Here is a 13,457-nt window from a genome sequence, read left to right as displayed (position 1 = left end):
AAAGAATCGTGAAAAGGGCCAAGCGTGTGCGGTCGGATATCATGGAGGAAACAGTATTATCGGATCGGATAAAGAGCCTGGCGGTCGTCCCACGATCGCCAGGTCCGAAGGCCCACCGCCTTGATCATCATGCCAGGAGCATGAGATGCCCCGACGACCACGGACGAAAGAAGGATGACAGGACTCATGGTTCCGGCGAGGGCCACATGCCGGAGGAGACCGACAAGCTCTGCCGCGATTCCCGCGCGCAAGATCAACGCGGAACCAAGGATGTTCGCGACCATGGCCGGGACATCCCCCGGAATCGTCAGGTTCAATCGGACAAGGACCTGGGCGAAAATCGCTGCAGTGATGATCATGAGGCAGCGAATGCCAACGACTCGTGCGCAGGTCCGGACAATCTGTCTGGTTGGGGTGGATTTCATCGTTCCGCCCGGAAAGGTCAAAAGGGGCATTGCACAGAAGTCAAACCAACCAACCCGGTCCCGATCCATGACGGCTCCTTCCCTCGCTCGTCTGACGGCAAGCCCGGGCTGCGCTTCCAGATCCCACAGGTGCGCCGGCCGGATTCAGGTTTCGACTGGCGGAAGCGTCTCCAGCCACTTAAGGTTGAAGCGGTAATGCAGGCAGCTGTTCACCAGGTGAATGACGCCGTCCGGGGTCTGCAGGGTGCAGGTGTAACCTCCCGGTTCAGCGTGGGTTGCATCCATCCAGAAAAAGTGATGGTGCCCACCACCGAACATCCGTCGCCCCGGCCCCCCGGGAGTGATCAGTCTCCGGACCGGCCAGGTCTCGCCTTCGTCGTAGGAGACCGCAGCATAGAGCCCGTAACCCGTGTATTCACGGCCGGAGGCGGCGTGGCAAACGACAGAATCTCGCCGAACCACGGTTGGTCCGGGGGCGGGCCACCCGACCAGTCGTGGTCAGCCTGGCCGACGTCCCGCTGCCAGAGCGGCTCAACCACCGTGGTCGGCCGGGTCGCGGGCAGGTCGGCGCAGACCACCCGGAACCCGATCCGCTCGTGCCGGAAGGCCGCGACCGTGCTGGTCCGGTTCCCGCAACGCAGGATGGCGGGCGGATCTTCATCGGATCCCCCTCGGACCACCCGGGTCAGGCTGGTCGACGGCCCGACCGGGTCCGTGACGTCGCCTCCCGGGTAATCCCCGTACCCGTCCAGACACCATTCCTCGACATTGCCGTGCATGTCGTGGAGCCCCCAGGCATTGGGTGGGCATCGCCCGACCCGGCGGGACCGCCGGTCGATTGCGTCTTCCGCCAGGTCCTGCCCGCCATGGAAGTGAGTGTCCGACCCGGCCCGGCAGGCATATTCCCATTCCGCCTCCGTCGGGAGCCGATAAGTCCTCCCCTCCCGCCCGCTCAGCCATGCGCAGAATGCCGTCGCTTCATCCCAGCTGACCCCACCGACCGCCGCGTCGTCCTCCGGGTTCCACTCCGTCCGGGGATGATCGGGATCATACTGCGCATACTGCTGGTTGGTGACTTCCGTGGCGGACATCAGGAATGGCCGGGTGATCGTCACCCGGTGAACGGGAGCTTCGTCGGTTTCGCCGCCGGTCAATGCGGCCATCGGCAGCGTTCCACCGGCCGCACCAAGGACCTGATCATGATACTGCTGCCAGGTTCCATCAAAGACGGCCCCGCGCATGAAGGACCCGGCCGCAACCGGCACCAATTCCATGCCCAGTGAATTCTTCATCTTCGAATCCCGATCGAGGAACTCAGACGGTCGACTTCATCCCCAAGGCAGACGGATAAAAACCCGACCGAACAACCGGGCATCAAACCGCCTGCCTGGTTTCATCAGACCACTCATCAACCCGGCCAGAGTCGGGAACAGGAAAACAGACGGCAACCACAAACGACAAAGCCCGACCCCTGGCCTTGCCCGACCGACAATTCAGGATTCCACGTAATACGGATTCAGCGCGGGGTTGCGCTGGTAACGGTCATGGATCTCCCGGATAGTATCGATCGAGCGTTTCGCGATCAGATAGGCGTCGCCGCCCGGGTCGTAAGCCTGCGAGACGATCGGGCCGGTGTAGCCGCGCGACCAGACGAGGCCGAGCGCGGCGGGCTCATCGGTTCTTGACTCGCATTGCCCCGTCCAGAGGGTTTTCACCACAGGCCAACCCCGGGCACCAGGACCGAGGAATTCTCATCCCGACCCGACTGCCGGCAGGACCCCATGGGACAGATCACCACGTTGTTTGTCAGAAAAGTGCTTCATCAGGTTGGCGCGGATGTCGACCCGGACGCGCTCCTGGCCGGTACAGGTATTGATTCGGCGTGTCTCCATGATCCGAAAGCGATGGTATCCGATCTGGTCTACTACGCCTTTCTGGAAAATGTGGCCGGTCTGGACAGCGCCGGTCATACCCTGCCCCTCCGGGTCGGCGCGTCCATGCGTTGCGACGATTATGGTGCTTTCGGCCTCGCCTGGAAATCCGCCCTCAACCTGCGCAGTTCCTGCGAACGAGCCGAACGCTACGCCCGGGTTCTGACCAGTGTCACGGCCTACGAACTGGAGACGGCCGAGGGCGGCGTATTCATGAACCTGCACCGGGACGGTCACCGACGCCTTGGCTTGCGGCTGTCCAACGAGGCCAGTCTGGCGAGTATCATCTCCATCAGTCGCGAAGTCTCCACGCAACCCTGCCGGCCCATCGCCGTCCATTTCCAGCACACGGCCCCGTCCTCGACCCGGGCCCACGAAGACTACTTCGGTTGCCCGGTCCACTTCGAATCCGGTCGGGACGCGCTTTTGTTTTCGGACGAGACCTTGGCGGCCCCCAACCAACTGGGCGACGAGGGCCTGTCGCGCTTCTTCGAGAACCACCTCGAAAGTGAGCTTTCCGTCGTTGAGGCAGATCCTTCCCTCGCCAGTCGGGTCCGGCGCCAGGTCTCCCAAGCCCTCAGCGAGGGTGTCCCGACCTTGAGCGAAGTGGCCGGCCGACTTGGAATGAGCGGCCGGACCCTCCAGCGCCGGCTGGCCAAACAGGGCCACAGCTTCATTACCCTGGTGGATGACACCCGGCGTCAATTGGCGATGCGCCTGCTCAGGCAAACCGATTATTCGCTGGCCGAGGTTGCCTTTATGACGGGGTTCTCGGAGCAAAGCGCCTTCACCCGGGCGTTCAAGCGCTGGCAGGGGCAAACACCGCGCTCCTTTCGCCTTGCCGCCATTTACCAGGCCTGAGCGGGCCGGGGATTGGCGCCCGAAGTCAACGCTTTGGCTTCTCCGGTCAAGAAACAGGTCCTGGAGATGGGGTAGCATGGACTGGTCAACCAAACACCAACCCATCGAAAAACCATGAAGTCATCTTCGAACCTGTCCGCGTCCACTCAAGGGCGCATTCTCGTCCTCGGCGGCACCGGAAAGACCGGTCGCCGCATCGCAGCCCGCCTCGAATCCATGGGGCGCCCCGTCCGTATCGGCTCCCGATCGGCGCAACCGCCCTTCGACTGGCACCGGCAGGCCGGCTGGGATGCCTGCCTCGAAGGCGTCGAGGCCGTCTACATCAGCTACGCCCCGGACCTTGCCATGCCTGGGGCGACCGACGCCATTCAGGCTCTCGTCGACCGTGCCGGCAAGCACGGCGTCTCCCGCCTCGTCCTCCTCTCCGGCCGCGGAGAAGCCGAGGCCCAGGCCTGCGAACGCATCGTCCGGGAGAGCGGACTGGCGTGGACCATCGTCCGGGCCAGCTGGTTTTTCCAGAACTTCACCGAGGGTGCCTTCGCCGAGATGGTCGAGACAGGCCGAATAACCCTGCCGACGGATGAAACACCGGAGCCTTTCGTCGACGTCGATGACATCGCCGAGGTCGCCGTCGCGGCCCTGACCGGGCCGGGACATGAGGGGGAGACCTACGAAGTGACGGGCCCCCAGCTGATGACCTTCGCCGACATTGCAGCCGAGATCTCCCGGGCCACCGGGAGCGAGGTGACCTTCCTGCCCGTCCCGCACGCAGCCTTCCTCAAAGAGGTGGCGGCCTCCGGAGCTCCCAAGGAGGTCGTCTGGATGCTGGACTACCTGTTCTCCACCGTCCTCGACGGCCGAAATGCCCATCTGGCGGACGGCGTCCAACGCGCTTTGGGACGTCCGCCAAAGGATTTCGCCGATTTTGCGCGAGCCGTCGCCGCCACTGGTCGTTGGAGGGCAGTCGCATGAAGAACCCCCTGACCCGTATCCTGCTCCTGGTGTCCGGTGGGCTCCTGCTTGCGGTTGGATGCGCGACGCTGCTCCAGCCACATGCTTTCTTCGCGGCCAACGGGATAGCGCTTGGAAACGATCCGAGTGAACTGTCGGAGGTCAGGGCCCCGGGTGGCCTGCTGATCGGATGTGCTCTCGCCATACTGCTGGGTGCGGTTCGAGCGAGCAGCACCCAGACCGCCCTGATCCTGGCCACGATGGTCTATGGCCTGTTCGGTGGTTCACGGTTGATCAGTATTGCGCTCGATGGACTGCCCTCCAACCCGCTTATCTGGGCAATGGCAACAGAACTCATCATAGGAGCAATGTGCCTGCTCGCTCTCAGCTGTTTCGTCAGAAGGCAGGCAATCTCGAGGCAGCTTGATGCCTCCTCCCGATCCGGAACTGCTCGGACCGAAATACAGGCACCGGTTGATCTGTCAGAAAGGAGGAATCATGGACCTGTTTAGGATCGCTTTGGCGGCCGCAGCGGATCTGTGGAAGATGAAGGTCGGATAAGACTTCACCGCTTTTCTCCGTCCCGGATTGGACGACGAACTGGCGGGTTCGACCTGCCACCCGTCCCGACCGGCTCCGGGAAGCCTCCGGCCGCGTACCTACCCCGACTCCCATGGACCTCTACCTGACCAGCCTCTTCCTCTCCAGCCTGCTTTGTTCCCTCGTGGCTGGATTCCTGTGGGCGTTTGCCTGCGTGGCCATGCCGGGGATACGGCGGCTGGATGACCTCGCTTTCCTTGAGGCTTTCAAGGCCATCGACGGGGTCATCCAGGACCGGCAGCCCCTTTTCCTCGCGGTCTGGGCCGGCGCCTGCGTCGCTGTAGTCGTGTCGGCCGTTCTCGCGCTCTGGCACCTGGAGGGCGCCCATCGCATTCTCGCGGTCGCAGCGAGCGGGCTCTTTCTCTTCGGGGTCCAGGGACCCACTGTCATGGTTCATTTGCCGCTGAACGACCGGTTGCAGCGACAGGATCTGGAATCCCTTGACGGGGCCGCACGAGAAGAAATTTGTAGACAATTCGAAGCAAGCTGGATCCGCTGGAACATAGTCCGAGCCTTCTTTGCTGTCATCGCCTCGGCTCTGCTGATCGGCCTCGCTCTCAACCTCTAGAACAGGTGTCCAGTCCCAACCAGATCAAAAAAGGGCCATCGGATCCGGTCTCAACACCGCGCGGAAAACTCCGCCGGAGAATCCGGCCCCTGGTCAAGGCCACGGGCATCGTATTCCTGGCCACCGGCCTGATGGCCACGATCAGCTTTGCCTGGCGGGTCGAGTTCAACCCCGACCCGACCGTCTGGTTCACTCCGGCATATTACTCGCAGTTCCTGCCTTTGGCCGTTTCCTGCATGCTCCTGGTCTCCGGGCTCCTGCTCACCTTCGAACGCAGCAAGGCCAACTTCTACCTGGCCGTCTTCGGACACACCAGTTCCGAGGAAGCGGCCTTCCACTGGATCGGCCTGACACGGAGTTCCCTCCCGACCTGGGTCATGTGGGTCTTCTTCATCCTCTCTCTTGTCGCCCTCTGCATCGCCTACGGAAACCTCCTGGGAAAGAAGCGGCTCTCGGTTCCGGAAGCGCTCTTCGGCCTCGCCCTGGGAACGTCCCTTGCCCTATTTGGCAGCGGAAGCCCCTGAGCAGACCCTCTGCCGCCACCGAGACCCGCTGCACGCGCCGGGCCGCCAATCCCCAAGACGTCGACCCACTTCCATGAAAGAGCCACCCATTCACGGACCCCTGGAGACCTGATCATGAGATTCCTGCGATGGACCGCCATCATCCTGACTGGTTTGGCCTGCCTCTACCTGGCCATCTGCACCACCCTTGTCTTCTGGCCCTACCCAGAGCCTTTTGCCGGAGAACGGTTCAGCCTGGAGGAGATGAGGGCGGCGGAGACCGCTGCCGGGGCCGACTTCGGCATGGACGTCCCGTTTCGGGAGGACACCTTTGCCACACGCGACGGGGAAACACTCTTTGCCCGGCGGTATGGACCGGAGGACGGCTCCGCGATCCTCTTTCTCCACGGGGTGGCCGCGGACAGTTCGATTCTCAACCGTTTCGCCGGCCAGCTGCAGGTCGCGACCGGAGCCGAAGTGATCACCCCGGACCTGCGCGGCCACGGCCGGTCGTCGGGCGACCGCTTCAATCTCGACCATACCGGCCAATACGAGGAGGACGTGGAAGACATGCTGGCGGCGCTCGGCGCCACCCGGCCAGGTCGCCCGGTCGTCCTCGGCGGCCACTCGATGGGAGGAGGCATCTCCCTCCGCTATGCCTTGCGGAAGGAGGCGCCGGCGGTGGACGGTTACCTTCTGATCGCCCCGAACTTCGGGGACCCCGTCCGTCACCCGCCACCGGAGCCCAGCTCAGAGGAGGCCCGCGAAGGCAGCCGGTATGTCCAGATGAACGGCAAGCGGCTGATGGGGCAGATATTCCTGGGCTTGGTCGGCATCCATGTCTTCGAGCGATTGCCCGTCATCAACTTCAACAAGCCTCCCGAATTCCCGGCCTACTCCTTCGCGGCAATCGCCTCGGCCCAGCCCAATCCGCCTGAGGATGCCGCCGTCGCCCTTGAAGCGATCAAGGTCCCGCTGCTGGTGGTGGTGGGAGCCAACGACGAAGTCTTCGATGCCGGCCGCTACGAGCCCCTCGTTTCCACCCATTCAAAGGGCGAGACCCACGTCTTCGCCGGCCTGACCCACCAGGGCGTGCTCAACAGCCCCGCCGTTCACGACCGGATCGGCGTCTGGTACGCGACGCTCGGAGAATGAATGAAGAGGTGGTCGGTTTTGAATCCCACCAGAGGTTCAATGACTTCCCCGCGCAGCCCCCGCCAAAGATCCGCCCACCGCATACAGCCTCGGCAGGAATAGCCTCAAGGGGTCAGGCTTTGTAGATTGTAGTATTACCAGAGCGGCCGAAAGCGCCAGAGAGGCAGAAGGAGTCAACCAACCGACGTAACCGACGCCTCGGCAGAACTCCAGGGTTCTGACCTAGAGTGTCGAGTCCGCCGCATCCGGGATAGCGGCAGTTACTCTTGGATTCCATGCGGTCTCCAGCGATGGAGCCACGGCGCGGTCCGCGACCCCCCACGCAGTCAGGCATCAACACTCCCGGATTCAGTCCGGTATTGATCCCTGATCAATCGCTCGGCCGGCAACAGGCCACTCCAACCACAGACTACAACGCCTGCCCCCTTGCCCTTCCCCGCCTGGACCGGCAGCAGGGTCGACCCTTGTGTCCGGAACAACCCGGGGGTTCGAGAGTCAAAGCGTCCGGACGGTCCCGGATTGGTTGCATCCTCCTTCGGGTGCCCCACAATCTGCTACGGACCTTTGAACCCTTCCCGGCTATCCCACAGGACCCCATGGCCGATCCAACCCCAGCCCTGATTGAAGCCGCCAGGAACGGCGATGAGTCCGCTTTCGGGGAATTGGTCAGGTCACACTATGAGCGCGTCTACCGGCACCTATGGGCGTTCGTCCGCCATGATCACGATGCCCGGGACCTGAGCCAGGAGACCTGGATTAAGGCCTGGGACGGCATCCAGTCGTTCCGGGGCGATGCGCCGTTCGGTGCCTGGGTGACCCGGATCGCCACCCGAACCGCCCTTGATTTCCTGCGCAAGCGCAAGCGCATGCGCGAGGTCGCCCTTCCCGACCAGGATGCTGCCCGATGCCCTGTGGTCCGCGAGGGTCCGAGGCATGAGACTCCTGACCGGGCGGCGCAATCATCCGAAATCCAAGACCGCTTCCAGGCCGCCCTGTCGAAGCTCCCGATCAAACAACGCGCCGTCCTGGCCCTCAGGGAAATCGAGGGCCTTTCCTATGCGGAAATCGCCCACGCCCTGGGATGCCGCAAGGGAACCGTCATGTCCCGGCTTTTCAATGCGCGCAAAGCCATCCAGAGTAAACTGAAGGATCTCCTATGAAGACGCCCAATATCCTGGCCGGACTGGCCGCACTGTTCTTCGTTTTCGCCGTCGCGCCCTCGCCTGCGACAGCGGCCGAATCGGTCTCGATCAAAGGAATCCTGATCCTTGCATCGAACGATGCCGGCCCGACTGATTCGAGCCTGTCGAAGGTTGAACCTACCCTGCGGCGTCTCTTCAAGTTCGAGGGTTACCGCCAGGTCGGCCGTACCTCCACGCGGGTCGATGTCCCCGGCAAGGGACAATTGACATTTGGCGGCGACGTTCTGGCGATCGAGACAACCGGAGACGGTGGCGGAACCGTCAGGGCCCGGGTGACCTGGCGCCGAGGTGATCAAACCGTCATTAACACGACCGTTCGCATGAAACCCGGAGTTCCCACTCTGCTGGGGGGGCCGAGTGCCCGGGGGGGCAAAGGCAACCTGATCGTCATCCTGGAAGTCGACTGAGGCCGGACACGGCGCACGCATGGTGCGCATCCACCCCACGAACCGGAAGGTAACCCAACGCCCCATGGCAGGCGGCGTCGCCCCCGGGTATGACTGCCTGCCGTTCTCAATACGAAGTCCTCTATCAGGGCTTCTTCTCCAGTGACAACGCCCGGCACGGCCACCGTGCCGTTCGGAAAAAGACTGAATAAACCCTCGGCAGCGTTCGTCCCTTGGTCAAACACCACCTCAACCAAGGAGAAACCATGAAACTGAATGCCACCCTCATCGCATCATCGGCCGTCATCGCAATGATAGGCAGTCCGCCAGCGGCAAAAGCCGGTGACGAAGCGATCGCCGCCATCGGCGGCTTCATCGGAGGTGTCATCGTGGGAACGATGGCCTCCGACTCCAGGGACGATACCACCGTGGTCATTGACGCGGGCCACGGAGGCCGTCGTGACGGTAACTTTGACCGGGGACGCCTTGATCGTCGGAACTACAGCGACAACGAGCAGGGCAGGCGGTCCGACCGCTGCTACGTCGAGCGGCATCACAATGATCGGGCGGACCACGGACGCTGGGTCTACCGGACCGAGCTCAGGTGGGTTCCCGGCTACTGGTCCTACAGAAGCAACCGCTGTGGTGAAACGAAGCGGATCTGGATTCCGGGCCGCCACGTGACCACCCGCGTCCGCGTCTGGGTCTCGGTGAGCGGCGACCGGCATCACTGCGGAAGAGGATGATTGGGAACGGGTCGGGTCGCCGGTAGCCCACCGGCGACCCTGCACTATTGCGGATGGAGCCAACGTGTGCCAGACTTCCAGCATGAATTGCCGCCAGGCCGAGAAAGCGCTCAGCCGTCACCTTGACGGCGAATTGCCTGAGGCGCGGGTCGAGGCGCTCGAGCGCCATCTGAGTGAGTGCGCCACCTGCCGCGATACAGCCGCCGCATGGGCCGGGTATGGGGAAGCGATGAAGGCAGGCGCGCCGGCCCCGAGACCCGACCCGATCGCCGCCTGGTACGACATTCGAAGGACGCTGCGCAACCGCGAAGAATCCCGCCCGGCCGAAACGGTCCCGGCCTGGTGGGCACGCCCCCTGCCGTGGGTCGGGACCGCCGCCGCGTTGGCCCTCCTTGCCGTCGGCTACCTGAGCCTGAGGCAGACCGACCCCCGCCCATCAACCGGAACGACGGTTGAATACGTCGAAACCGGCCTTCCCGATGCAAGCACTCTCGTCTATGTCGATGACGAAAGTGGATGGACCATCGTCTGGGTGCTGGAGTCATCGGATGCTCCGGGTCCGATGTCCTGATATGGCGCCGGCGCCGCCGAGAGGGATCCGGACTTCCTGGAACCGACGGGGTTCTCACTCGTCCCGCGCCGACTGGTTGGCCCGCACATAGTCGATCTCGAGCTGATGAGGAAAGGCGGCCTCGTCAATGCCCTGCAGGCCACCCTAGGGCGAATCGACATTCAAATTGCGCTGCTGGTGAGAAGAGAAGCGGAAGCAGCGCAAGGCGGTGGCACGGAAGGCGTACTGGAAGCACGTGTCCGTGCCACCAACGCCGCGACCTTCCGCTTCGCTCTCATCCTTCGGACGGGTCTGCGGAAGCGCACAATTTGAATGTCGATTCGCCCTAGGAAGGTAATGAAGGGGTCAGGCTTTGTAGATTGTAGTATTACCAGAGCGGCCGAAAGCGCCAGAGAGGCAGAAGGAGTCAACCAACCGACGTAACCGACGCCTCGGCAGAACTCCAGGGTTCTGACCTAGAGTGTCAACACTCCCGGATTCAGTCCGGTACTGATCTCTGATCAATCTTTCGGCCGGCAACAGGCCAGTCCAACTACAAACTACAACGTCTGACCCCTTGGCCTTCCCCTCCACGGACCAGGCCAAGAAAACAGGGGTCTCGATTCAAGGTCCGGCAGATTCGAATACCAGCCGGACGAAGACCGGCGTGGCCTCGTCCAGTGGAAGCGGAACCTTCACCACGACGAGGAAGCCGCCGATCCCATCCTCCATCATGCCGACGAGATCAGCCACCTCCTGACCGGAACTCCAGGCCACGAGGTCACTCGATGCTTCGGCCAAGACAGTTGAATCCGCCATGGAAACGTCGGTCGGAATTTGGAAGACATAATGGTCACCAGCCAATGAGATCTGCGCGTTGTTCCAGGGATCCGGATCCCCGGGATTCGTACCAAGGGCGAATTCGAGCAGATTCGGAATGCCGTCCTCGTCGGGGTCGGCGTTGCGTCCGCTGACAGCGTCGTTGGCGGCGTCCTCCGGAGAGAAGGTGTCCTCGCGCCATTGATCGTAGGCGTCCACGGGTTCAATCAGGGTGACCGTGTCGCTGACAATGGGAAAGACACCCGTTTCGGAGATGGCGGCGTTGGATGAAAAGACCCTGCTCGCAACATTTTCCGCCGAGACGAGCCGGAAGATCAAAGTCGAACCCGGGGCGATTCCATTCTTTGGAATCGCCGCGAGAAGCCAAGACTCACGCGAACCTGCCTGCAGGGTCGCATCCGGCGTAAGGGTGACTTCGCCGTCATCGACGTCGATCGTCCCAACCGGGCTGATCATGGTGTCACGGCTGGTCAGCAGGCCGTCATCGTCCTCGTCGCGAAAAAGGGCAAGTCCCTGAAGATCGGCGCTTTCATCGATGCTGCCGGAAGCCTCAAAGGTGACCGACTCAACCGCCGCCGCAAAATCCGGCGGAGCGGTCAGGACCATCGGCAGGATGGCGAGGGCGACCGGATTCGCCGGAGCGCTGCGCTCCTCCGGTGCACCTTCCCGGCGGCGAAGGTCAAGCGTCGAAAGCTTGTTCGTGCTCAGCGTCAAGACAGAGGAGAACTCGGAAGTGTTCCCGTCCGGGTCCGTCAGGGTGGCGGTGAGGGTAAGGCCGGGATTGAGAGCCGCGTTGAAGCTGAACTCCTCGTTCCGGACCGTGACCAGACCAAAGGGGATGAGGCCCTCGTCGTCGGGATCATGGAAGACTTCGACCAGACTGTTGTCGGGCGTGCCCGCAGGTGCACTTCCGAGCAGGTCGAACCCGTTGACGGTCGTCAATTCGGGAGGCTGGATCCCGGAGTTGGCCGATCCTTCAAGCCGGATGCCCTTGCCGTTCGTATGTCCGCTGATCGAGTTGAGCGACAACCGGTTCTCCGCCGTATTCAAACCGCTGATGCGGACTCCATCGGTCCCGTTGCCGAAAATGGTATTGTTTTGTACGAGATTCGCTGACGCGTCCCCGTCGATGAGGATGCCCTCGGTGGCATTGGCCAGAGCGGCGTTGTTTCCGTCAGTCCCGACGAAGTTGCTGTCAATGATGTTTCCGTAGGAAAGCGCGCCAAAGAGGTGAACTCCGGACCCGGCACCCAGCCCGATCACATTGGGCCCATCGGGTCCCGGAAGGCCGATCAGATTGTCGGGCGAATTGTCGACAAGGATGTTGCCCGGCTCGTTGCGGCGCAATTGAGAGACCGGGAGATTCCCGAGGGTGTTTCCCACGATGAAATTTCCGCTGCTCAGCCGGAGGTAGATGCCGCCCAGTGCCGGGCCGTCCGGTCGTCCGTTTCCCGCGATGGTGTTTCCCGGACCGATCCGGTTGCCCGCGCTGGCGATCAGGAAGATGCCGGCCTGGCGATTCTGGGTGAAGATGCTGTTCGGAAATCCGGTGATCCTGAAGCCGCCGATTTCGTTCCCGGTGATCACATTGGCGTTCGCACCTTCCAGTCCTATCCCGATAAGCCCGTCGGTAATGAGATTGCCTTCGCCCGGGTTGTTCCCACCGATGATCTGGTTGGCCGTACCCGCATGGAGAAGAATGGCGGCACTCGTAATGCTGCCTTCGCGCGGGTCCACCGGATTTTCGATCAGAGTTCCGGTACCCTTGAATTCGTTTCCGATGATTCGGTTGGCCAATTCCGGACGGTCGTGGGTGACACCCTGGATCAGGAGCCCGACCGATCCGCTTCCATGAATCAAGTTGCCTTCAGCCGGACCCGGCCCGCCAATCCTGTTCTGCGCGGCATTGCCGGTCAGCACGATCCCGATGGCGTTGCCCCGGTCCGTATCGTTGAAGACCTGTGGATCCTTGATATGGCCGATACGGTTGTTCACGACCACATTGGCGCCGCGAGGGGCAAACGGGGTGTTCTTGTCGGACGGAATGGTCTGGGAGGGATCACCACCCGACTCGATTTGGATGCCGACGTTGTTGTTTTCAATTTCGTTCCAGGGTCGAATCGCACCGTTGTCGTATTCGGGGCTCCGGACCAGTTCGCCGGGTATCCCGACCTGGGTGCCGTGAGCGCCTGCGGTGATGTGGATGCCGATAGCATTCCCGGCGCCGCCTGATCCAAGGCTGAACACGGCGAGGTTGTCCGGTCGCCCGATGACCGCTCCTGAGATGGAATTGTCGCGCGTCTCGGTGCCGGCAAGGTAGATTCCGGCGCCCTCCACGTGGTGGGTGATGAACGTTCTGAAGCGGTCGTTCCGGTCGCCCACGGTGACACCACTGGCGCCGCCGGTCAGTGCAATCCCATGGATGCCGTTGCCCAGGGCCTTCGGCGTCTGGCTGCCGTAGTAGACTGTTCCGATGGTGGCGGCGTTGATGCGGATCCGCTCCAGTCCGGGTCCCTCAACCAGGATGCCGTGGTCCTGGTTTCCCCCGATGCTGTTGACCTCCGATTCGGAGACGGCAACCCGAGACCCCACCAGAATGTCCTTCGAACCCGGGGCGATTCGAATCCCGGACCCGAGGTTGGCCGAGGCGGAGCCATTCGTGTTGTCGTAGCCGATGCGGCAGCCCTCGATGCTCGACCCTGCGGCGGTGGATCCCGCCACCTCGATGCCATGGCCGTC

At 62.8% G+C, this 13,457-nt stretch carries 16 protein-coding genes; 10 read left to right on the top strand and 6 right to left on the bottom strand.

All coding sequences use genetic code 11. The features are described 5' to 3' along the window. Positions 1-56: 56 nt before the first annotated feature. From R3F07_11645 to R3F07_11625, 5 genes are all read right to left on the bottom strand, one after another. Complete coding sequence (locus tag R3F07_11645) at positions 57-425, bottom strand: hypothetical protein (protein ID MEZ5277025.1); 369 nt, start codon at positions 423-425, stop codon at positions 57-59. A gap of 144 nt (positions 426-569) precedes the next feature. Next, on the bottom strand, positions 570-710 hold the full coding sequence (locus tag R3F07_11640; GenBank protein ID MEZ5277024.1) for a hypothetical protein: 141 nt from the start codon (positions 708-710) through the stop codon (positions 570-572). A gap of 59 nt (positions 711-769) precedes the next feature. Next, on the bottom strand, positions 770-1,717 hold the full coding sequence (locus R3F07_11635) for a formylglycine-generating enzyme family protein (GenBank protein ID MEZ5277023.1): 948 nt from the start codon (positions 1,715-1,717) through the stop codon (positions 770-772). A 201-nt stretch (positions 1,718-1,918) separates the two neighbouring features. Next, a complete protein-coding gene (locus tag R3F07_11630) occupies positions 1,919-2,140 on the bottom strand; it encodes a hypothetical protein (GenBank protein MEZ5277022.1) in 222 nt (73 codons plus the stop codon). 36 nt (positions 2,141-2,176) lie between these two features. Next, the gene (locus tag R3F07_11625; GenBank protein MEZ5277021.1) at positions 2,177-2,317 is read right to left on the bottom strand and encodes a hypothetical protein; all 141 of its coding nucleotides are present in this window, start codon (positions 2,315-2,317) and stop codon (positions 2,177-2,179) included. Between R3F07_11625 and R3F07_11620 the strand changes: the two genes are divergently transcribed. The 10 genes from R3F07_11620 to R3F07_11575 all read left to right on the top strand — a co-directional run bounded on the left by R3F07_11620 (position 2,282) and on the right by R3F07_11575 (position 9,899). Then, positions 2,282-3,217, top strand: a complete 936-nt coding sequence (locus R3F07_11620) for an AraC family transcriptional regulator (protein MEZ5277020.1) — start codon at positions 2,282-2,284, stop codon at positions 3,215-3,217. The genes R3F07_11625 and R3F07_11620 overlap by 36 nt on opposite strands. Before the next feature lie 114 nt (positions 3,218-3,331). Next, positions 3,332-4,189 carry an NAD(P)H-binding protein gene (locus R3F07_11615; protein MEZ5277019.1) on the top strand — a complete coding sequence of 286 codons (858 nt, stop codon included), beginning with the start codon at positions 3,332-3,334 and terminating at the stop codon, positions 4,187-4,189. Further along, entirely contained in the window at positions 4,186-4,680 is a 495-nt protein-coding gene (locus R3F07_11610) for a DUF4345 domain-containing protein (protein MEZ5277018.1), read from the top strand. Before R3F07_11615 ends, R3F07_11610 begins: the two co-directional genes overlap by 4 nt. A 161-nt stretch (positions 4,681-4,841) precedes the next feature. Next, positions 4,842-5,336, top strand: coding sequence for a DUF1772 domain-containing protein (locus R3F07_11605; GenBank protein ID MEZ5277017.1), 495 nt, complete (start codon positions 4,842-4,844; stop codon positions 5,334-5,336). Between the two features lie 5 nt (positions 5,337-5,341). Continuing rightward, on the top strand, positions 5,342-5,860 hold the full coding sequence (locus R3F07_11600) for a hypothetical protein (GenBank protein ID MEZ5277016.1): 519 nt from the start codon (positions 5,342-5,344) through the stop codon (positions 5,858-5,860). Positions 5,861-5,974: 114 nt separating this feature from the next. After that, positions 5,975-6,994, top strand: a complete 1,020-nt coding sequence (locus R3F07_11595) for an alpha/beta fold hydrolase (GenBank protein MEZ5277015.1) — start codon at positions 5,975-5,977, stop codon at positions 6,992-6,994. 596 nt (positions 6,995-7,590) lie between these two features. Beyond that, positions 7,591-8,154 carry a sigma-70 family RNA polymerase sigma factor gene (locus R3F07_11590; protein ID MEZ5277014.1) on the top strand — a complete coding sequence of 188 codons (564 nt, stop codon included), beginning with the start codon at positions 7,591-7,593 and terminating at the stop codon, positions 8,152-8,154. Next, the gene (locus R3F07_11585; GenBank protein ID MEZ5277013.1) at positions 8,151-8,603 is read left to right on the top strand and encodes a hypothetical protein; all 453 of its coding nucleotides are present in this window, start codon (positions 8,151-8,153) and stop codon (positions 8,601-8,603) included. The genes R3F07_11590 and R3F07_11585 overlap by 4 nt, the downstream gene beginning before the upstream one ends. 245 nt (positions 8,604-8,848) lie before the next feature. Next, positions 8,849-9,328: a hypothetical protein gene (locus R3F07_11580; GenBank protein ID MEZ5277012.1), complete on the top strand. Its 480-nt coding sequence runs from the start codon at positions 8,849-8,851 to the stop codon at positions 9,326-9,328. 82 nt (positions 9,329-9,410) lie between these two features. Continuing rightward, positions 9,411-9,899, top strand: coding sequence for a zf-HC2 domain-containing protein (locus R3F07_11575; protein MEZ5277011.1), 489 nt, complete (start codon positions 9,411-9,413; stop codon positions 9,897-9,899). A gap of 603 nt (positions 9,900-10,502) precedes the next feature. On the opposite strand, the gene R3F07_11570 is transcribed toward R3F07_11575, so the two are convergent. Then, on the bottom strand, positions 10,503-13,457 hold a 2,955-nt coding region (locus R3F07_11570; protein MEZ5277010.1), incomplete at its 5' end, for a NosD domain-containing protein.

The sequence above is a fragment of the Opitutaceae bacterium genome (genome assembly GCA_041395105.1).
Lineage (GTDB): Bacteria > Verrucomicrobiota > Verrucomicrobiia > Opitutales > Opitutaceae > B12-G4.
The sequence above is the reverse complement of the archived record's forward strand: the minus strand, read 5'-3'. Positions and strand labels throughout refer to the sequence as shown.

Coding starts and splice junctions, on each gene's coding strand:
- R3F07_11645 (MEZ5277025.1), bottom strand. CDS start 425: ATGAAATCCACCCCAACCAGACAGATTGTCCGGACCTGCGCACGAGTC.
- R3F07_11640 (MEZ5277024.1), bottom strand. CDS start 710: ATGGATGCAACCCACGCTGAACCGGGAGGTTACACCTGCACCCTGCAG.
- R3F07_11635 (MEZ5277023.1), bottom strand. CDS start 1,717: ATGAAGAATTCACTGGGCATGGAATTGGTGCCGGTTGCGGCCGGGTCC.
- R3F07_11625 (MEZ5277021.1), bottom strand. CDS start 2,317: ATGGAGACACGCCGAATCAATACCTGTACCGGCCAGGAGCGCGTCCGG.
- R3F07_11615 (MEZ5277019.1), top strand. CDS start 3,332: ATGAAGTCATCTTCGAACCTGTCCGCGTCCACTCAAGGGCGCATTCTC.
- R3F07_11610 (MEZ5277018.1), top strand. CDS start 4,186: ATGAAGAACCCCCTGACCCGTATCCTGCTCCTGGTGTCCGGTGGGCTC.
- R3F07_11605 (MEZ5277017.1), top strand. CDS start 4,842: ATGGACCTCTACCTGACCAGCCTCTTCCTCTCCAGCCTGCTTTGTTCC.
- R3F07_11595 (MEZ5277015.1), top strand. CDS start 5,975: ATGAGATTCCTGCGATGGACCGCCATCATCCTGACTGGTTTGGCCTGC.
- R3F07_11590 (MEZ5277014.1), top strand. CDS start 7,591: ATGGCCGATCCAACCCCAGCCCTGATTGAAGCCGCCAGGAACGGCGAT.
- R3F07_11585 (MEZ5277013.1), top strand. CDS start 8,151: ATGAAGACGCCCAATATCCTGGCCGGACTGGCCGCACTGTTCTTCGTT.
- R3F07_11580 (MEZ5277012.1), top strand. CDS start 8,849: ATGAAACTGAATGCCACCCTCATCGCATCATCGGCCGTCATCGCAATG.
- R3F07_11575 (MEZ5277011.1), top strand. CDS start 9,411: ATGAATTGCCGCCAGGCCGAGAAAGCGCTCAGCCGTCACCTTGACGGC.